The 18,281-nt window shown below is 47.9% G+C and carries 18 protein-coding genes and 1 tRNA gene; 15 read left to right on the top strand and 4 right to left on the bottom strand.

Annotation, left to right across the window (positions count from 1 at the left end):
- Nucleotides 1-58: 58 nt before the first annotated feature.
- The 14 genes from EYO21_03530 to EYO21_03465 all read left to right on the top strand — a co-directional run bounded on the left by EYO21_03530 (nt 59) and on the right by EYO21_03465 (nt 13,443).
- Nucleotides 59-129: transfer RNA gene (locus EYO21_03530), tRNA-Gln, on the top strand.
- Between the two features lie 20 nt (nt 130-149).
- Nucleotides 150-1,082 (top strand): ribose-phosphate pyrophosphokinase, encoded by a 933-nt coding sequence (locus EYO21_03525; GenBank protein ID HIB02882.1) that lies wholly within the window; start codon nt 150-152, stop codon nt 1,080-1,082.
- A 12-nt stretch (nt 1,083-1,094) separates the two neighbouring features.
- Nucleotides 1,095-1,805 carry a 50S ribosomal protein L25 gene (locus EYO21_03520; protein HIB02881.1) on the top strand — a complete coding sequence of 237 codons (711 nt, stop codon included), beginning with the start codon at nt 1,095-1,097 and terminating at the stop codon, nt 1,803-1,805.
- A complete protein-coding gene (locus EYO21_03515; GenBank protein ID HIB02880.1) occupies nt 1,802-2,374 on the top strand; it encodes an aminoacyl-tRNA hydrolase in 573 nt (190 codons plus the stop codon). Before EYO21_03520 ends, EYO21_03515 begins: the two co-directional genes overlap by 4 nt.
- Complete coding sequence (locus tag EYO21_03510; protein HIB02879.1) at nt 2,374-4,407, top strand: sodium-translocating pyrophosphatase; 2,034 nt, start codon at nt 2,374-2,376, stop codon at nt 4,405-4,407. Before EYO21_03515 ends, EYO21_03510 begins: the two co-directional genes overlap by 1 nt.
- A 15-nt stretch (nt 4,408-4,422) precedes the next feature.
- The gene (rpsF, locus tag EYO21_03505; GenBank protein ID HIB02878.1) at nt 4,423-4,797 is read left to right on the top strand and encodes a 30S ribosomal protein S6; all 375 of its coding nucleotides are present in this window, start codon (nt 4,423-4,425) and stop codon (nt 4,795-4,797) included.
- Nucleotides 4,798-4,809: 12 nt separating this feature from the next.
- On the top strand, nt 4,810-5,031 hold the full coding sequence (rpsR, locus tag EYO21_03500; protein HIB02877.1) for a 30S ribosomal protein S18: 222 nt from the start codon (nt 4,810-4,812) through the stop codon (nt 5,029-5,031).
- Nucleotides 5,032-5,051: 20 nt separating this feature from the next.
- On the top strand, nt 5,052-5,495 hold the full coding sequence (locus EYO21_03495; protein ID HIB02876.1) for a 50S ribosomal protein L9: 444 nt from the start codon (nt 5,052-5,054) through the stop codon (nt 5,493-5,495).
- Nucleotides 5,496-5,585: 90 nt separating this feature from the next.
- A complete protein-coding gene (gene priA / locus EYO21_03490; protein HIB02875.1) occupies nt 5,586-7,817 on the top strand; it encodes a primosomal protein N' in 2,232 nt (743 codons plus the stop codon).
- Nucleotides 7,818-7,821: 4 nt separating this feature from the next.
- The gene (locus EYO21_03485) at nt 7,822-8,715 is read left to right on the top strand and encodes a hypothetical protein (GenBank protein HIB02874.1); all 894 of its coding nucleotides are present in this window, start codon (nt 7,822-7,824) and stop codon (nt 8,713-8,715) included.
- A 132-nt stretch (nt 8,716-8,847) separates the two neighbouring features.
- A complete protein-coding gene (locus tag EYO21_03480) occupies nt 8,848-10,266 on the top strand; it encodes an MATE family efflux transporter (protein ID HIB02873.1) in 1,419 nt (472 codons plus the stop codon).
- The gene (locus EYO21_03475; protein ID HIB02872.1) at nt 10,266-10,739 is read left to right on the top strand and encodes a PaaI family thioesterase; all 474 of its coding nucleotides are present in this window, start codon (nt 10,266-10,268) and stop codon (nt 10,737-10,739) included. The genes EYO21_03480 and EYO21_03475 overlap by 1 nt, the downstream gene beginning before the upstream one ends.
- Nucleotides 10,733-12,874 (top strand): acylase, encoded by a 2,142-nt coding sequence (locus tag EYO21_03470; GenBank protein ID HIB02871.1) that lies wholly within the window; start codon nt 10,733-10,735, stop codon nt 12,872-12,874. Before EYO21_03475 ends, EYO21_03470 begins: the two co-directional genes overlap by 7 nt.
- A complete protein-coding gene (locus EYO21_03465) occupies nt 12,871-13,443 on the top strand; it encodes a DUF3228 family protein (protein HIB02870.1) in 573 nt (190 codons plus the stop codon). The genes EYO21_03470 and EYO21_03465 overlap by 4 nt, the downstream gene beginning before the upstream one ends.
- Here the strand turns inward: EYO21_03465 and EYO21_03460 are convergent.
- Nucleotides 13,440-14,165, bottom strand: a complete 726-nt coding sequence (locus EYO21_03460) for a protein-L-isoaspartate(D-aspartate) O-methyltransferase (protein HIB02869.1) — start codon at nt 14,163-14,165, stop codon at nt 13,440-13,442. The two genes, EYO21_03465 and EYO21_03460, sit on opposite strands and share 4 nt — an antisense overlap.
- A 313-nt stretch (nt 14,166-14,478) precedes the next feature.
- On the opposite strand from EYO21_03460, the gene EYO21_03455 reads away from it, so the two are divergent.
- The gene (locus EYO21_03455; GenBank protein ID HIB02868.1) at nt 14,479-15,717 is read left to right on the top strand and encodes a hypothetical protein; all 1,239 of its coding nucleotides are present in this window, start codon (nt 14,479-14,481) and stop codon (nt 15,715-15,717) included.
- Nucleotides 15,718-15,819: 102 nt separating this feature from the next.
- Here the strand turns inward: EYO21_03455 and EYO21_03450 are convergent, their stop codons facing one another.
- Genes EYO21_03450 through EYO21_03440 form a run of 3 tightly spaced genes read right to left on the bottom strand, consistent with a single transcriptional unit; the run spans nt 15,820 to nt 18,245 of the window.
- Nucleotides 15,820-16,539, bottom strand: a complete 720-nt coding sequence (locus EYO21_03450) for a hypothetical protein (protein ID HIB02867.1) — start codon at nt 16,537-16,539, stop codon at nt 15,820-15,822.
- Nucleotides 16,540-16,552: 13 nt separating this feature from the next.
- The gene (locus EYO21_03445) at nt 16,553-17,317 is read right to left on the bottom strand and encodes an ABC transporter permease (GenBank protein ID HIB02866.1); all 765 of its coding nucleotides are present in this window, start codon (nt 17,315-17,317) and stop codon (nt 16,553-16,555) included.
- A complete protein-coding gene (locus EYO21_03440; protein ID HIB02865.1) occupies nt 17,310-18,245 on the bottom strand; it encodes an ABC transporter ATP-binding protein in 936 nt (311 codons plus the stop codon). Before EYO21_03440 ends, EYO21_03445 begins: the two co-directional genes overlap by 8 nt.
- Nucleotides 18,246-18,281: the final 36 nt, after the last annotated feature.

Genomic DNA, 18,281 nt, shown 5'->3' with positions numbered 1-18,281 from the left:
TCAGATGTGGCGCGGTCCGCGAATCGAGTAAGTTTCCCGGACGTGCCTGTAATAGTTTTGCCGGGTCGTCCAACGGCAGGACCGCGGCCTTTGGAGCCGTTAATCTTGGTTCGAATCCAAGCCCGGCAACAGTGAGATGAGGAGATATAATGAAAGTCTTTAGTGGAAGATCAAACAAACCACTGACAGCGGAAATAGTGAAACATCTCGGTATCGAGATGGGCAAGATAAGTTTCCGTCAGTTTGCTGACGGAGAACTGTGGGTGAAGTATGAAGAGAACATTCGAGGACAGGATGTTTTCGTTGTTCAATCGACTCAACCACCGGCGGAGAATATCCTTGAACTCGTTTTTATGATCGATGCAGCTGTTCGAGCTTCAGCGGACCGTGTAACGGCTGTAATCCCTTACTATGGCTATGCCCGCCAAGACAGAAAGGATCAACCGAGAGTCCCAATCTCAGCCCGTGTGATTATGGATATGTTATCCAGTGTCGGAGCGGGACGTGTGCTCACCATGGATCTTCATTCACCGCAAATTCAGGGGTTTACTCATATCCCGTTCGATCACCTTTATGCCCGGCAGCTTGTTTTTAAAAGATTGCGTGAGTTTGACCTTCATCCCGATAAGACGGTCATTTTGGCGCCAGATGTGGGACGGGCACCCATGGCACAGGCTTATGCTAAGCGCCTAGGAGTCGGTTTCGGTCTCGTTGACAAACGACGCACTTCACCGAACCATGCGGAAGTGGTACACCTGATTGGAGATATGAAAGACAAAGAAGTTTTTGTTATGGATGACATGATCGATACTGGCGGTAGCATGATTAATTCAGCTGAAGCGGCTATTGCAAATGGGGCCACTTCGGTCTTTGCCTTGGCCACCCATGGGCTTTTTTCCGGCGAGGCTCCCCAAAGATTTATGGATTCATCTATCAAGAAAGTCATTGTGACTGACACCGCAAAATTGGATGATGACCGGCGATTCGATAAACTGGAAGTAATATCGGTTGCTTCTCTGTTTGCGAACGCTATCGCCAATATCCATAGCGGTGAGTCTGTCAGTGCACTTTTCAACGTTTAACCGGAGGTAGTTATGGCTCAAGAGTTCAAACTTGAACTTGATAAGCGGACAGAACTGGGAAATCAGACTGCGAAACAGATGAGAGATAAAGGTAAGATACCCGGTATATTTTACTCGGCTACGCATGATGCAGTCCCGTTTGTCATAGACAGGCGCCACCTCCACGATGCACTTCAATCCATGTCTCGGGTCTATGCCGTAACTGTGGGTGAAGAAAAACTTCACGTAATTTTTAAGGAAATTCAATACCACCCTGTCACTGAAGAGATTGTTCACGTGGATCTTTTTGGTGTGAGCCTTAAGGATACGATCACGCTCTCAATACCGGTGGTCTTGGACGGCGAAGCAGCTGGTGTTAAGACCGGTGGCATAATGACGCAGAATATTACAGAACTGGAGATTAGTTGTCCCGCCACAAAAGTGCCCGAGGCTGTACATCTAGATGTGGAAGAAATGGAAGTCGGTGACAGTGTCCATGTTTATGATCTTTCTATCGAAGATGGAGAAATCTTGACCAATCCTGACATTACGGTGGTTTCCGTCCAAGCTCCGAAAGAAGAGATTATTGAAGAGCCTGAGCTTGAAGAGGAAGAACTTGAAGGTGAGGAAGGTGAGGAAGGTGAAGGTGTCGAAGGTGAAGAAATACCCGCGGAAAAAGGTGAGGGCGAAGGTGCTGAAAAACCATCCGGTGATAGCGAGAAGGAGGAAGGTGCTTCAAAGTGATTGCGTTTATCGGTTTAGGCAATGTGGAAGCTCACTATGCCGGAACAAAACACAACTTTGGGTTTTGGGTAGTGGATGAGCTTGTTCGCCGCCGAAATCTCGTTTTTCGACCAGGAAACGATAACTACGTTTATGCTGGATCTGATGATCTTGTCTGGGTTAAACCGACATCGGGTATGAACAGAAGTGGTATTTCAGTGAAGAAAGTTCAGGCCCATTGGCAGATTGATCTGGCAGATCTGCACATCATCGTGGATGATGTAGACCTTTCACTGGGTACTATGCGGGTTCGGCCTGCCGGTGGCGACGGATGTCACCGCGGTCTGGAATCGATCATCTACCAACTGGGTAGCACCGACTTCCCGCGGATTCGCATGGGTATCGGCACGGAGGAGCAGATGCGACCGGCAGAAGATTATGTGCTAAAACCATTCCGGAAGGAAAATCAATCCTTGGCTGAAGAAATGATGATCCGAGGTGCCGATGCAGTGGAATCTATTTTGACCAGAGGTTTGGAAAAGACCATGGCTGAATTCAACAGATTACATACAGAGGAGTTAGCCGAGTAATGACCTTGTTTTATTTTATTCCACTGGCGGGTGTTTTGGCTTTGATTTATGCGCTTGTGAGATCTTCCTGGGTAAACAAGCAGGATCCTGGCAATGAGAAGATGATAGAAATCGGTACAGCTGTTCGGGAAGGTGCCATGGCATTTCTCGCTCGGGAGTATAAGGTCTTGGCGGTGTTTGTGGTTGCGGTAGCCGCCCTTCTTGCATGGGGTAATGCGTCACAAAACACCAGCATGGTGGCAGTAAGTTTTATTGTTGGTGCTCTTTGCAGTGGTTTTGCCGGATTCTTTGGTATGCGAGTAGCTACAGCGGCTAACAACCGTACAACGCAGGCTGCCAGAACCAGCCTCAATTCTGCCCTTGGTGTCGCTTTTGCAGGCGGATCTGTCATGGGTATGAGTGTTGTGGGCTTGGGTGTGATTGGTATCTCTTCGCTGTTTTATCTTTACGGCGGACTGAATGAAAGTGTTGATCTTCAACACGTGATGACACTCCTCTCGGGATTTGCCATGGGTGCATCATCCATAGCTCTTTTTGCTCGCGTTGGAGGTGGTATCTTCACGAAAGCAGCTGACGTGGGTGCTGACCTTGTGGGGAAACTGGAAGTGGGCATTCCGGAAGATGATCCTCGAAATCCTGCTACTATAGCTGATAACGTCGGTGATAATGTGGGTGATGTGGCCGGAATGGGTGCAGATCTGTTCGAATCTTACGTCGGTTCTATTATTGGAGCCATGGTTCTTGCGGCAGCGGCCGGTGCTACCAACTTGGTCATGTTGCCGCTTTATCTGGCAGGAGCAGGCATTTTTGTCTCCATCATCGGAACATTCTTTGTGAGAACCAAGGAGAGCGGCAACCCTCAGACCGCGCTCAATATCGGCACATATGGCTCCAGTGTTCTTATGTTGGCCGTCAGTTATTTTATCATTGATTATTTTGTCCCAGGCACAGCCATGCTGAATGACAAAGTTGTAAAGGCTGTAGATATATTTGGTGCTACCACTACCGGGTTGGTGGCGGGCATTCTGGTGGGGACGCTGACAGAATACTACACAGCTGAATCCCGCGGTCCGGCAAGGAGCATCTCCAAGTCGAGCGAAACCGGTCCGGCTACGAATATCATTTCCGGCTTGGCAAACGGAATGCAATCAACAGTGTTTCCGGTTCTCAGCATTGCCATAGCCATTATAGTAGCATACAATTTTTCGGGTCTTTATGGCATTGCAATTGCGGCGTTGGGGATGCTCTCTACTACGGGAATCCAATTGGCGGTGGATGCGTACGGTCCCATCGCAGATAACGCCGGGGGCTGTGCAGAAATGGCGAAACTACCATCAGAAGTTCGTGAAAGAACAGATAAACTGGATGCCGTGGGGAATACCACAGCCGCCATTGGTAAAGGATTTGCTATAGGATCCGCTGCATTGACAGCCTTGGCTCTTTTCGGTGCTTACCAGACAAAAGTAGGTCTTGATTCAATTGATATTATGAAACCCACAGTTATGGCGGGATTGCTGATTGGAGGTGCACTGCCTTTCCTGTTTTCGGCCTTCGCTATGCGGGCTGTTGGTGAGACTGCCTTTGAAATGATTGAGGAAGTCAGAAGGCAGTTTCGAGAAATAGAAGGCTTACTGGAAGGCAAAGCCAAGGCTGATCATGCCCGCTGTGTGGATATTGCCACGGCGGCGGCTATTAAGCGGATGATCGCTCCAGGATTGCTGGCAGTACTTACACCGGTGTTTTTCGGATTGGTACTGAAAAATCCTGAGATGCTAGGAGGTGTTCTAGCGGGAGTAACAGTAACCGGAGTGCTGCTTGCTATCTTTATGGCCAATGCCGGTGGTTCTTGGGACAATGCAAAAAAATATATTGAAAGTGGTGCTCACGGTGGCAAGGGAAGCGATGCTCACAAAGCCGCTGTGGTTGGAGACACAGTTGGCGATCCCTTTAAAGATACAGCGGGCCCGTCGCTGAACATTCTGATCAAACTAATGTCTGTGGTCTCACTGGTCATTGCACCACTGATTTCATAGAATTAAGGAGAAAGTATGAGATACTACGAAACGCTCTATATCGCACACCCTGATTATGAAGATGCGCGTTTAGATGAGCTCAAGAACAATGTAGATGAGCGGATTAAGAATCATGGTGCTGAGATCGTCAACTCTTACACTTGGGGTAAACGACGACTTGCTTATGAAGTGAACAAATTCAGATACGGTAACTATATGATGCTCCAATATTCTGTTCAGGAACCTTTCATTGATGAGTTGAACAGTTGGATGGAACTTCAGGAACCGATTTTGGCATATCTCACCACGCGTCTTGATGATGCACCTGTTATCAGGGAAGACTCAAACAGTGAAGCATCATTTGATAAAAAGGATGTTAAGGTTGAGACCAAGTTGGAAACGGAGGGCTAAGCTATGGCGTTTATGGGACGTGGGCGAGTATGCAAATTCTGTGAGGACCGTACCCTCACCATCGATTACAAGAACGTTAAACTGATTAGAAAGTTTGTGAATGAGCAGGGTAAAATCATCCCCGGACGTGTGACGGGCACTTGCTCCAGGCATCAGCGGCAGCTGACCGGTGCAATCAAGCGGGCGCGAAACATTGCGTTGCTTTCTTACACTGGCGATGAATTTAGCGGTTAGTCAGGAAAGGGTCTGTGACAATGGAAGTTATCCTCAAACAAAAGATTGACAAGCTTGGCGACGTGGGTGATGTGGTTAGGGTAAAAGATGGCTACGCCAGGAACTACCTTATGCCTCGAGGCTTAGTTGTAGAAGCAACGCCCGGGAATATGAGAGAAGTTGATGTACTCAAAAATCAGATTACCGCTAGGGACAAAAAAACCACAGGACACCACAGCGAGGTTGCTGAGCAGCTTTCCAAGCTGAAACTTTCCGCGCCGGTGAAGGTCGGCGAAGATGACCGGCTCTTTGGCTCAGTAACAGCTATCACAATTAGTGAGCTTCTCCAAGAGCAAGGTTTTGATGTGGATCGGAAAGCTATCCAGCTGGATGAGCCCATCAAATCGCTGGGTGTGCACAATGTTTCCATTAAGCTCCACACTGATGTGGAGACTGAAATAAAGGTATACGTGATTAAAGAATGAGGCGAAAGCCCTCATCTATTATCTGTAAAACCCCCGCTGTGGCGGGGGTTTTTTGTTGCAGATTCCTGACCTCCCATCTATCTTCGTTGCATGTACGCTGACGTCTCTTTCCCCATCTCAAGCTGGCGGGTCTTTACTTACCGGATACCGAAGCCGCTGGATGGAGTGATTAAGACAGGGATCCGCGTCAAGGCACCGCTGGGCCGGCGCAAGGCGGTTCAGGGTGTTGTTGTGGGCCTAGGAGACAAAGCTAAGTTTAAAGGTAAGATTCAACTCATTAGTGAAGTTGTGGATGACGTACCACTTTTGGACGATACGCTCTGGCGGCTCATTTCGTGGGTGAGCGATTACTATCTTACACCTCTGGGGCTAGTGATGCGGTCGGCGGTGCCGTCCGGTCTGTCGCAACAATATGAGCCGGCCCAGATTCTGGAAGTGAGTGCTGAAAAAATTTCTGCCGATCAGCTACAAGAGCTAAAGGAAAAAGCGCCCAAACAATACAAAGTTATCCAGGCAATATCTAACCGAGGCGGGAAACTTTTTGTAAAAGATCTTTCTGATGTATCTGACCGGGCTTCTGCCATCTGCCGGTCTCTTGAGAAAAAGGGGCTGGTGGCTGTTCGGGCCCTTACCAGGGAGCCGGAACTGGGCGGACTTAAAGTGACTTCTGTTCACAAAAAGATTGAACTGACAGCTGAGCAACAAGCGGTTGTTGACGAAATAATGAAGTCTATGAAGCAAGGTCTGTACAGTGCTTCATTACTTCATGGAGTTACAGGTAGTGGAAAGACGGAAGTGTACATTCATCTGGCACGAGCCGCGCAACAGCTCGGCAAGACATCCATCATTCTTTTGCCTGAAATTTCCCTTACGCCCCAGATTGCCGGACGGTTTTGGTCAGTGTTCGGTGAGGAGGTGGCCATCTGGCACAGCCGTATGACATCCTCTGAGAGAAGCTGGACATGGCGCCAGATCTGCGCCGGGAAGTACTCGGTTGTGGTGGGAGCCAGGAGCGCCATCTTTACCCCCATGAAAAATGTGGGCCTCATTGTTGTTGACGAAGAACAGGAGGGGAGTTTTAAGCAGGAGAGCCCCGCTCCGCGGTATCATGCCAGAGATGTAGCCCTTATGCGGGGGAAACTGAGCGATGCTATCACGCTGCTTGCCGGTGCCACACCGAGTATGGAATCATACTACAATCAGGCCACTAGCAAGCTGAACTATCTCAGGCTGACATCCCGGTATGGTGATGCGCTCTATCCCAGAGTCCATGTGGTGGACATGAATGAAGAACGTGCCGTTTTGGAGGATTATTCCATTGTTTTGTCAAGAGAACTGACTGAAAAAATTGCTGAGCGGATGGAACGTAAGGAACAGGTGATTTTACTTCAGAACAGGCGGGGTTTTGCAACGGTGGTCGCCTGTGTGGACTGTGGTGAGGTGGAGATGTGCAAGCACTGTCAGATCGTACTGACGTTTCATAAGTCAGATTCGTTACTGAAGTGCCACTACTGTAATTTTCAAAAACCAGTTCCTACGCTTTGTGCAAAGTGTGATGGTACACTAAGGCTTGGCGGAACGGGGACTCAAAAAGTGGAAGAAGTTCTAATTCGAAAATTCCCTGACATTCAGTATGTAAGGATGGATATGGATACCACCCGCCGGAAGGGGGCCTACACAAAAATTCTAAAGGAGTTTGGTGAAGGACGATACGATGTTCTTTTAGGAACTCAGATGATTGCCAAAGGCCTCGACTTTCCTAACGTCACGCTGGTGGGTGTTGTCAATGCTGACACAGGACTTTTTCTGCCCGATTTCAGAGCCGGGGAGAGGACTTTTCAGCTTATCTACCAAGTGGCGGGCCGCTCAGGCCGTGGCACCAAGCCTGGAGAAGCGGTTATACAGACCAGCCATCCTGACGATCCTGCTATAAAATCCGCGTCCCAGCTTGATATTGAAAAATACTACAATATCTGCCTGAATGAGCGTAGGGAACTGATGTATGCCCCTTTCAGTTGGATGGCAAGAGTGGAATTTTCCGGTCCGGATGAGAAAAAGGTTTGCTTAGCAGCAAAAAATCACCTGAAGAAGAACAGTGAAAAACCGAAATGGCTAGAGATTGTGGGGCCCGCGCCCTGTCCTGTGGAGCGTCTCCGTGGAAACTACCGGTATCAGATCATTTTTAAATCACCGAAACAGAAGGATAAAAACGGTGAACTTTTTCATACATTTCTGAAGCGACATTTCACCGGATCCGAGAAAAAGGGAAAGAAAGGAAATGTCAGGGTTACTATGGATGTTGATCCCATATCTCTCCTCTAAAATAATGCGGAAAACATTATTGATTTTTTTTCTCATTGGATCCGCCTGGGCGCAAACTTCTTACCAGTCTCTCGACATTGCCTATCACGTTCGCTCTCTCGGAATGTCCGGCAGCGGTGTAGCGGACGTTCTCGGGGCGGATGTTTCATCACTGAACCCCGCCCTTTTGTCAGGCAAAGAGAAAACATTGATTCTTTCGGCAGTACGCTATCCCGCCACGGTTCAATCTCAGTTAGCTGAGTGGCGAATGGCTGTGAAAGGCCTGTCTGTTGCTGCCACTTTCCGCAGTGTCAACTATGGCGCTTTCAAAGAACGCGACCGAGATGGCAACGACATGGGTTCGTTTTCAGCCGGTGATGCTTGGCTCAACGTAGCTGTGGCTAAAAGTCTGTCTTCACTAGCTGATGTGGGTGTATCGGTGGGGATGTTTCAAAGCAGTGTGGGGAATGTCACCGCTGTACTGGGCCTCGTTTCGTTGGGTGGTAGAGTGAGCATACCACAGCTTGAAACATCGCTGGGTGTTTCTATTCGCAACCTCGGTACCACTGTTAAGGAGTACACGTCACATATTGAAGTGATCCCTACATCTGTGGCTATAGGAGTCACAAGAAAAATGGAATATCTGCCGCTCACTCTTTCTGCCGATGCAGTCTGGTGGGAGAAGCGCAGTCTTTTCAGGCTGGGTGGTGAGTTTTCGCTGCCGAGAGGACTTTTTCTGCAACTTGGCACAAGTTCCTTCCGGTCCGATCTTCAGACAGGAAAACTGTGGCGAGATATCGCCTCCGGTTTTTCTCTCGGCTTTGGATATAGTCTGAAGCGGGTTTCAGTAGGTTTTGCCGTGGCAAACAGTGGTGTAGGCGGCATGAGCCTGGGTGTCGGTTTTTCACGCCGGTTTTAGTTACTTTGCAGGTGGCGAAAAAGATCATTTTATCCCTATTGAGTTCGAGTTAAACTTTACAATCTTTCCTGCGGAAAATGAGTCTGTTTGTATTTTCAATCAGGCTAAAATTCTAATTTGTTGACTTAGGAAATGGATATAAACAAAGACAAAGATTCCAGACTGGACCAGTTCACAGCCAACCCACGGCGCGCTTTGTGGACGCTGGCCATGCCCATGATGCTGGGTATGATGGTACAAACTATCTACACAATAGTGGATATGATATTCGTTGGCCGGGTGAGCGGCGACGCTCTAACGGCCCTGGCGTTTAATCTTCCACTCCTTTTCTTTGGCCTGGGCCTGGTATTTGGTCTTGGCTCCGGTGTCACAGCCGTCATCGCTCAATACATTGGTGCCAAAGATAAGCGAAATGCGGACAACTGTGCTGAGCACGCAGTTATTCTTGGTCTGTTGCTTGGACTGTTTCTGACAGTTATCGGATTGTTAAAAGGGAAAAAAATCTTGATATTGTTGGGAACACCGGCCTCAATCCTTCCTCTGGCATGGGACTACTTCAGTGTTATCGCTAGCGCCTATATTTTTCTTGTCCTTTCCATCTTTTTTCGATCTATTCTTTCTGGTGAAGGAGACATGAAAACGCCCATGATCATTCAGGGCGGAGGAACGATACTGAACATCATCCTCGATCCCATTTTCATTTTCGCCCTGGACATGGGCGTGAAAGGTGCAGCAGTTGCCACGGTGGTAAGCCAGGCTGTGGTTGCACTTATTTTTGCTTATCTCATGCTGGTAAAACAGCACAGTTACATCAACTTTGCCTTGAAGGATTTTTCCTTTTCGAGTACAATCCTCTCCAAGATTTTCAAGATTGGTCTGCCCGCCTCTTTCTCCATGATTATTATGGCTTTGGGTGGCGGGGCGTTTAACAGAATTCTTGTCATGTTTTCCAGCGAGGCTGTAGCGGGATACCAGATCGGTATCCGTATAGATCACGTTTTTCTCATGCCAGCAATTTCCGTTTCCTCCAGCCTTGTCACTTTGGTAGGCATGTTCTACGGAGCACAACGAACCGATTTGATAAGGTCCATCACAGGTCATGCAATCAAAAGTTGCGTACTCATCGCTGTGGTTATTGGAGCGATCTTTTTTATTTTTGCACCCAAAATGGTTACTGTCTTCAGTGATGAAGCGGCCATCCGGGCTGTGAGTTCTCAGTACCTGAGGTATTTTGTGTTCGGTTATCCTTTTGTTGCTATAAGTATGATCAGCGGCAGAGCGCTTCAAGGATTGGGTCAAGGGATACCTATGCTTGTAATTACCATTATGCGTGTACTACTGGTGAGTGTTTCCCTGGCGTCATATTTTGTTTTTGTTATGGGTAAGACCATCGAATGGGTGTGGATTGCCCAGGTCATATCCGTGATGGTATCTTCCTCTGTGGCAACTGTTTGGCTTTTGACTATATTTCGCAAATTGGAGCGTGGAGAACTGGTAGAGCCCGAACCCGCCGTCTCCATGAGTCTTGCCGGGAAGGTACAGGGTGCGTAATGTCACCGCAAGGTAACAGTCTTCAGGAAACATTAGCTCCGGATAACGTTTGTTTCGGCTGTGGACCTGCAAATGTAAAAGGGTTACGGATTCGCAGTTTTTTTAAGGGAGGTGAATATATTTGTGACTGGCAAGCCAGTAAGCATCATGAAGCATTTTCAGGTGTTTTGAATGGAGGTATCATCGGTGCCCTTATGGATTGCCATTCCAATTGGGCTGCTGCTCATTTTCTCATGAAAAAAAACGGTGAAGACCAAGTGCCGGCAACGGTCACTGCGGACTATTTCGTTAAAATGAAACGTCCCACACCTACTGACAAAGGTGCAATTCATCTCTCAGCCCGAGTTGTGAAATCAACAGAGGAGAGGGTCACTGTGGAAGCTGTATTGGAAGCCGGCGGAAAAATTTGCGCAACTTGCATTGGAACATTTGTTGCAGTTAAACTGGGGCATCCCGCCTACTATAGATGGTAAAAACTGTGTTTCGGTTTTGTTTTCCAATCTCTTTTTCAGGTTTACTTTTTATATCCTGTGCCTCTGTTCCCACCTGGCAAGCTCCGTCAGATTTGGGTGACCGTTTCGACGTAACTATCTATAGGGATACCTGGGGTGTCCCCCACATATACGGTAAAACCGATGCTGATGTGGCCTTTGGTCTGGCCTACGCCCACGCCGAAGATGACTTAGAGAATATGGAAGTTTCTCTTCTTGCCGCTCGGGGGATTCTCGCTTCCCATCAGGGAATTAAATCCGTCCCCATCGATTTTTTTGTCAAACTTTTTAAGCTGTATGAAACAGTGGAAGAAAAGTATGAAACGGACCTTTCCCCGGAAGTGAGAAAAGTTTGCGAAGCCTACGCCGATGGAATTAATTATTACATTACTCGCCACCCCGGTTCCGAAACAGCCGGTCTTTACCCTGTTTCCGGGAAGGACATAGTTACAGGTTTCTCTCTTAGAACCACCTTCTTTTTTGGACTGGATGGTGTTATTCGCAGGCTTATGCGAGATCAAAGGCCCGAAACTCTGGCTTCTTCCTCCGACGAAATGCATCTGACAGACACCTTCGGCGGAACCCCCGTGGGCTCCAACGGTTTTGGTGTATCACCTGAAAGGACAGCCGATGGGGGCACTTTTTTCCTCTCAAATACGCATCAGCCTTGGAACGGTCCCCTGGCCTGGTATGAGGCACACGTAAAAAGTGAAGAAGGGTGGCAGGTGTCCGGTGCTCTTTTCCCTGGCATGCCTGTTTTTGGCGTCGGCCACGATTTTAACAAAGGGTGGACCCATACGGTTAATGAGCCTGACCTCATTGATGTTTATGAACTTGTTATCAATCCTCGAAACAAAGACCAGTATCGCTATGATGGCAAGTGGCTGGAGTTCGAAAAGTTTAAGGTTCCCATTATTGTAAAGCTGTGGGGACCAATTAAATGGACGGTTCGCCGGGAAGGCTTATGGTCAATCCATGGCCCTGTCATCAGGCGTCCCTTCGGCACTTTTGCTGTTCGCCATTCCAGTTTGAAAGATATTCGAGCTGTTGATCAGTGGTACAGGATAAACAAAGCTAAAAACCTCGCTCAGTTTACGGAGGCCATGAAAATGGTGGCCATTCCCAGCTTCAATACGGTTTACGCTGACAGAGAGGGCAACATTTTCTATATCTATAATGGGCGGTTTCCGAAACGGGATGAAGCCTTCGATTGGCAAGACTATCTCCCGGGTGATACTTCCGCTGTGGTTTGGAACGAGTTTCTTCCGCTGTCAGAGATTCCTCAAGTGCTGAACCCGTCATCCGGTTTTGTCCAATCCTGTAACCACACACCGTTCATGTCTTCCGGGGAAGGCGACAACCCTGACCCCGCACTTTTTTCGCCCACCATGGGAATCGAAACTCATAAGACCAATCGTTCCCTCCGTGCCCAGGAAATTTTCACCAATAATGGCTCAATGACTTTTGACGAATTTCTTAAAGCGAAATTTGATCTTTCTTACTCCCAGCATTCTAAACATGTTCAGCTTATTGAAAAGTTAGTTTCTAAAGTAAAGAGTGATGATCCCCTTGTGAATAGGGCGTTGAAACTTATGGGTTCATGGGATCACCGAATGAATATTGATAACCGGCAGGCAGCAGTCAGTATTCTGACGCTCAGGGAATTCGATTCCTATTTATGGCGGGATCTTGATATGCATCCCGATGAAGAGTTGGAGAAAACGGTTCGAAAAAGTGCAGATTTTCTGATGAAACATTACGGCCGTTTGGATGTGACATGGGGGGAAGTACAAAGGCTTGTTCGAGGAAAAGAGAACCTCCCCATTGCCGGTGGCCCCGATGTTCTCAGAGCAGTTTACTCCCGTGGTGATGAAAAAGGTCAACAAGTGGCTGTTGCGGGAGACAGCTACATTCTTGCTGTGCGGTGGGATAAGGAAGGAAATATGGAATCTTTCAGCGGTCATCCCTTTGGCAGTGCCGCTGTTGATCAATCATCTCCCCATTTTGATGATCAGTCACCCCTGTTTGCCCAGCAGGAGCTGAAACCTGTCTGGCTTGATTTGGAAGATATCAAGGCAAATCTGGAGCGGGTTTATCGCCCAGGTGAAGAACAATGATAAAGGTAGCTGTCAACGATTTCGTCCGGCGGCAGGTAGAGGGGTCAGGCAAAACATACGCCACAGATCTTACTTTTGAAGAGATAGTGAACCACGCTTCAGTCCGCTTTGAAACAGGATATTTCAAGGAAGGGTATAGGGATGGAGTAGTGATTGTTGAAGCCGCAGATGAAATGACCAGCCATTTTGTCTGTCCTTATGTAAAAATTGATCAGGCCACAGAACTGAAGGCCGAATCTGTCCGACGTCGAGAAGGGGAGGAGCCTTACATTCAGATCCGTGCAGCCATGGGCTCACCACTGCCGGTGGAGAAAGTGGAGTTCATTCTGTATCGCCACGATATACTTAAGGAGAATGATGAGCATAGTAGTGATGCTGAATGGGAACTGATTTCAATCCAGGCTGTGCCTGAAGGGGTGGATCAACTGCCCATGGGGCCAGTTACCATGATGCGGAACCAGCTGGCACTCCCAGGCGGGACCAAAGCTCATTACAGTTCTGAAGAGTGGGCTGAAGCTGTGAGGTTCTGGCAGGAGTATGCGGCGCTTACTCCGGGAGAAAAGACTTAGTTTTTCCGTTCTTCCTGGTGGACCATGGGAACGAATCGGACGGGAATGATATTATTCCGTGCCATTTTGCCTGTCTCATCCTTTTCAATCACAAGCAGGTCTTGGCCCCACCACCGAGGTCCAACTGGCAAGACCATTCTGCCTCCCGGTTTGAGCTGCTCCACCAATTCCTGAGGCACTTCCTCAGGGGCCGCTGTAACGATGATCCGATCAAAGGGTTCCTCTTCAGGCCACCCTTTGTAGCCGTCTCCAACTCGGACGGAAATATTATTGTAACCAAGCCGCCTCAGAGTCACCTTTGCTTTGCGGCCAAGTTCAGGTACAATTTCTATGGTGTAGACGTGGTGAACCAACTTCGCCAACACAGCGGCCTGATAGCCTGAGCCGGTACCGATCTCCAGAACCACATGGTGACTGTCGGGCTGGAGCAATTCTGTCATGAATGCCACAATGTAAGGCTGGCTGATTGTCTGTCCGTAACCGATGGGAAGGGGGCCGTCAGAGTAGGCCGTGGGCCAGAGCGATTCATCGATAAAAAGGTGCCTAGGGACGCCCCGTATAGCGGACAGGACCTCTTCATTCTTTACACCACGGGATTCAATCTGCGTCTCGACCATAACTTCTCTTAACTTTTCATAATCTTTATCATCTTGGGCAAAAACTAGGGAGGCAAAAGTAAAACAGACAATCCCAATTATACTTCTGAAATACCGCACATCCATACTCTTTACCCTAATAAAGGAAAGTAGGTCGTAACGGTGATTTTCACAAGAGGGATAAGTAATTTGTATTTTGTTATTTCTTTCTTTGGCAAACTTTATCTTTATTTAAATTGATTATTAACGATGTGATGTCTTTGGAAAACATGCACTTCCCTGTTAATTTCGCGCCCTTGTTTAACATGATTAAATCAAGTTTATCATCGATCAATAATTCATGATTAAGATAGCTGTTATTAAGGAGATTTCTATCTGTGATTTCATGGTTGATCTCATGTCTAAGATGCGGAACGGCACGTGCCAGTGCTGATTCAGGATGGCTCAGCAGGATAATCAGATTGTAGGTATCGTTGGTGGCGCCGTGGCAGGTTCAGAGGCGGTATACCAGTTTACGGAGCGGGGTGTCCGTTGCATTGTGTTTGAACAGAATGACCTTCCTTATGGGAAAATAGAGGATGGTCTTCCCAAGTGGCATGTGAAGCAGCGGAAAAAAGAGATGGAACTCATTGATACTCGCATCGGTCATGAATTGGTGGATTTTCTGCCGAACACCCAAATGGGAAAAGATTTCACTATGGAAGAACTTCTAGCTATGGGTTGCAGTGCTGTGCTCATGGCAAACGGCGCTTGGAAGGACAGATCATTTCCTATCAAGGACATAGAACAATACGAGGGAGACGGATTTTACTATCAGAACCCGTTTGTCTATTGGTATAATCACAATGAACAGTCCAGCTATACAGGAGAACAGATAGGGGTAGAAGATAATGTTTTAGTTGTAGGTGGTGGATTAGCCTCCATTGATGTGGTGAAGATAATACAGGTGGAGCTTGTGTCGCGTGTTTTGAAGGAACGGGGGATCGAAATGGGTACTATCGATCTTGAGCATAAGGGGATCCCCGCTGCTCTAGAGGAATTTAATTTGACTTGGGATGACCTGGAACTTGAGGGCGCTTATCTCCTCTATCGTCGAAATGTGCGCAACATGCCGTTTACTGCAATACCGGTGGATGCAACTCCCGAAAAAGAGCAGAAAATCCGCGATACCCGTGTAAAGATATTGAAGAAAGCTCAGGACAAGTACCTCTTCCGTTTTAAAGGTCAGACACAGCCCATCGGAATCATTGAGGAAGAAGGTAAGCTGGTGGGACTTCGAATGATTGAAAACGATGTGGTCAATAATAAAGCTGTGCCGAAAGAAGGAACGGAGCACGACGTCTACGGTTCCATGGTAATCAGTTCCATCGGAAGTATTCCTGAACCGATAGAGGGTATTCCCATGGAGTGGAGCACTTACGATATCAAGGACGAAGAGACCGGGGAAGTCAACGGGCTTGATAACGTTTTTGGTGTCGGTAACGCCATTACAGGGAAGGGGAATATCCGCGTCTCGCGTGTTCACGCCAGGGAAGTAGCGGTTTATGTAGCTGATAAACGGCTTCCTGAAAATGGTGTGAACGTTGAGGCTGTTCGCAAAAAAGTCCGCTCTCTTCAAGATAGAGCAGGATACGACGGTGACTATCCGGCTTGGGTAAATGCTAAGGCAAGAGGATAATGATGTCCTCACTCACTTTTACATCTAAACCTTTCATCTGATCATCCAGGCCTGTGGTCCTCATTCAGTTATCTATATCGGGGCATAATCGCGACACTTCTTTCAGAAGAGGAAGGGAAGAGGTTTCTTGAACCCGACGGACAGGTAGACGTAGCGGACATTTCTTCTTTCTTCAGCCATATAGAATTCTTCCTCATAGCCTGCAATTACCAGCCAAGGATCACGTATCCAGACGTTCATTTCCGCTGAAATCTCGTAACGGCTCAAAGCTGTCTCTTCGGGAACAACGTCACTGATCTGATAGAAATATTCAAAATCGATGGCAAATGATGTGAGAGAAATGTCCAGATCCCAAAAAAGACCTCCTTTCAGATAGGAAGTTTTTCGGGTGTCATTGAGATAGTCCGACATATCGTAGGAAAGGGCTAGTTCAGAGGTGAGATTTGTAGAAGACTGATCGAAAAGAAAAGCACCGAAGCCTTGATTGTAGTGATACCGAATTCTCAAATCCGACGCTGAACTCTTGCGCAGAGAAGTAACAGTGAAGCGGTAAAACCGCGGAAATATATCAAATTTTCTGCTTGATTTGTATCTTGCAGTAGCCAGTGTATTGTCAGGAATGTACACTCCCAGAAGTCGCAGGTCGTGGAAGGAGTTCCCTTTGATCCGCTTCATGCGGTAGAAAGCGAGCCCACCCCAGTCGTTTAGCTGGCCCGCGCCACCTCTGCCGTACTGGGTCCACTTGGGCAAGTCTTCCGACGGTTCCTGTGAAAGGAGTAATGAGGCGAAAAGAGTGAGAACTAAATAGAGTGGGCGCCGCACCGCCGGGAGCAACCTAACTCTTGATGCGGTACCCTTTGTGGAACAGGAAGATACCGATTGAGGAGAAAAGCAACGTCATGACAATTGATGCTATCAGTGAGGTCGAGAAGGGTGTATCTCCTACTCCAAGGACAGATTGCCTCAGGCCATTGATTACGTAATAGATAGGATTGACGAGTGAGATGGTTCTCCAGAAGTCGGGGAGCATATTGATGGAATAGAACACACCGCCCAGGAAAATGAGAGGGGTGATAAAGAAATTGACCATTGAAGCAATGTTGTCCCATGTCTGGGCCATTATTCCAATGACCAATCCTATGCTTGAAAAGGCCCACGACACCAAGAAAATAATGAGAATCACTGAGAAGGGATTTTCTAACGGCATCCCTACAATAAAGATTCCGAGAAGCAGGACGAGGATTCCGTTAACAAATCCTCTCACAGCGCCACCGATGATGAAGGCGAGAGCCAGCTCCACATTGCTAAGAGGCGTGATAAGCATGTCCTGAATCTGCTGCAGCATTTTCATTTGTAGCATGCTGGAGGCAGTATTGTTGTAGGCGTTAGTGATAACATTCATCATGATGAGGCCGGGGAGGATGTAGACTGTGTAGGGGACACCATCAATGGATGAGATGCGGCGCTGGAGGGTGAGTCCGAAAATGATAATGTAGAGTCCCGAAGAGATCAGCCCGGGAATCACCGTCTGACGATAGACAGATAAGAAGCGGGTAATCTCACGCAAGACCAGAGTTCTGAATCCGATCCAGTTAATCATTGATGCCTCGTCCAGTCATGGCGACGAACACATCTTCCAGACTTGACTTGTTGATTTTTACTTCAAGAATGTGACATCCATTACTGCTGAGTGTCGCTACGATGTGGGTCAACTCTCTTTCTGGATTATCAACTGAGAAGATGAGGCGACCGCCGTCTGTCTCAGGTTCATAGACGAAGTCGAAATCGGATATTTGTGCTTCAAGAGAACCGTCCCATCCAGACAACGTCACTTCAATGCTGCCCTTGCCCAGAGATTTGATCAGTTCTCGAGGCGTTCCTTCAGACACTATCAATCCATCATTAATGATGGAAACGCGCTCGCACAACTGTTCGGCTTCTTCGATATAATGGGTGGTTAGAAGGATCGTCTTTCCCTGCTGGTGCAGCTCTCTGAGGAAATCCCAGAGCATGTGCCGCAACTCCACATCCACTCCCGCCGTCGGTTCATCGAGGATGAGTATGTCAGGATCGTTCACCAGCGCCTTAGCAATCTGAAATCTGCGCTTCATTCCACCGGAAAGCTTCCGCATCTTGGTTTCACTTTTTTCCGCCAGCCCAAATTTCTCTAGAAGCTCTTTTACTCTCGGCTGTGCTTCTTTCTTTGAAATTCCATAGTAACCAGCCTGGAAGATGAGAAGACGCTCGATGGGGAAAAACCAGTCTGACGTGAATTCCTGTGGCGACAATCCAATCTTAGAACGGGTGAAGCGGTAGTCCCGGATGACGTCTTTTCCGAATACGGAGATGGATCCTTTTTCCAGCCGTACAAGCCCCGTGATGAGACCGATTGTGGTTGTTTTCCCGGCACCATTAGGGCCCAGGAGGCCGTGGAATTCACCGGGTTGTATAGTGAGGTCGATTCCCTGAAGGGCGACTGTATCATCATAGGACTTACAGAGATCTCTGATTTCAATGGCGGCGGGCACAGCCGGAATTTACGTTCTATTAATCTGTGGGAAACA

It is taken from the genome of Candidatus Neomarinimicrobiota bacterium (assembly GCA_012964825.1).
GTDB lineage: Bacteria > Fidelibacterota > Marinisomatia > Marinisomatales > S15-B10 > UBA2125.
Note: the sequence above shows the minus strand (reverse complement) of the source record. Positions and strands in the feature narration are given on the sequence as shown.

Coding starts and splice junctions, on each gene's coding strand:
- EYO21_03475 (HIB02872.1), top strand. CDS start 10,266: ATGTCACCGCAAGGTAACAGTCTTCAGGAAACATTAGCTCCGGATAAC.
- rpsF (HIB02878.1), top strand. CDS start 4,423: ATGAGATACTACGAAACGCTCTATATCGCACACCCTGATTATGAAGAT.
- priA (HIB02875.1), top strand. CDS start 5,586: ATGTACGCTGACGTCTCTTTCCCCATCTCAAGCTGGCGGGTCTTTACT.
- EYO21_03495 (HIB02876.1), top strand. CDS start 5,052: ATGGAAGTTATCCTCAAACAAAAGATTGACAAGCTTGGCGACGTGGGT.
- EYO21_03525 (HIB02882.1), top strand. CDS start 150: ATGAAAGTCTTTAGTGGAAGATCAAACAAACCACTGACAGCGGAAATA.
- EYO21_03480 (HIB02873.1), top strand. CDS start 8,848: ATGGATATAAACAAAGACAAAGATTCCAGACTGGACCAGTTCACAGCC.
- EYO21_03520 (HIB02881.1), top strand. CDS start 1,095: ATGGCTCAAGAGTTCAAACTTGAACTTGATAAGCGGACAGAACTGGGA.
- EYO21_03465 (HIB02870.1), top strand. CDS start 12,871: ATGATAAAGGTAGCTGTCAACGATTTCGTCCGGCGGCAGGTAGAGGGG.
- rpsR (HIB02877.1), top strand. CDS start 4,810: ATGGGACGTGGGCGAGTATGCAAATTCTGTGAGGACCGTACCCTCACC.
- EYO21_03510 (HIB02879.1), top strand. CDS start 2,374: ATGACCTTGTTTTATTTTATTCCACTGGCGGGTGTTTTGGCTTTGATT.
- EYO21_03455 (HIB02868.1), top strand. CDS start 14,479: ATGGCTCAGCAGGATAATCAGATTGTAGGTATCGTTGGTGGCGCCGTG.
- EYO21_03445 (HIB02866.1), bottom strand. CDS start 17,317: ATGATTAACTGGATCGGATTCAGAACTCTGGTCTTGCGTGAGATTACC.
- EYO21_03460 (HIB02869.1), bottom strand. CDS start 14,165: ATGGATGTGCGGTATTTCAGAAGTATAATTGGGATTGTCTGTTTTACT.
- EYO21_03485 (HIB02874.1), top strand. CDS start 7,822: ATGCGGAAAACATTATTGATTTTTTTTCTCATTGGATCCGCCTGGGCG.
- EYO21_03470 (HIB02871.1), top strand. CDS start 10,733: ATGGTAAAAACTGTGTTTCGGTTTTGTTTTCCAATCTCTTTTTCAGGT.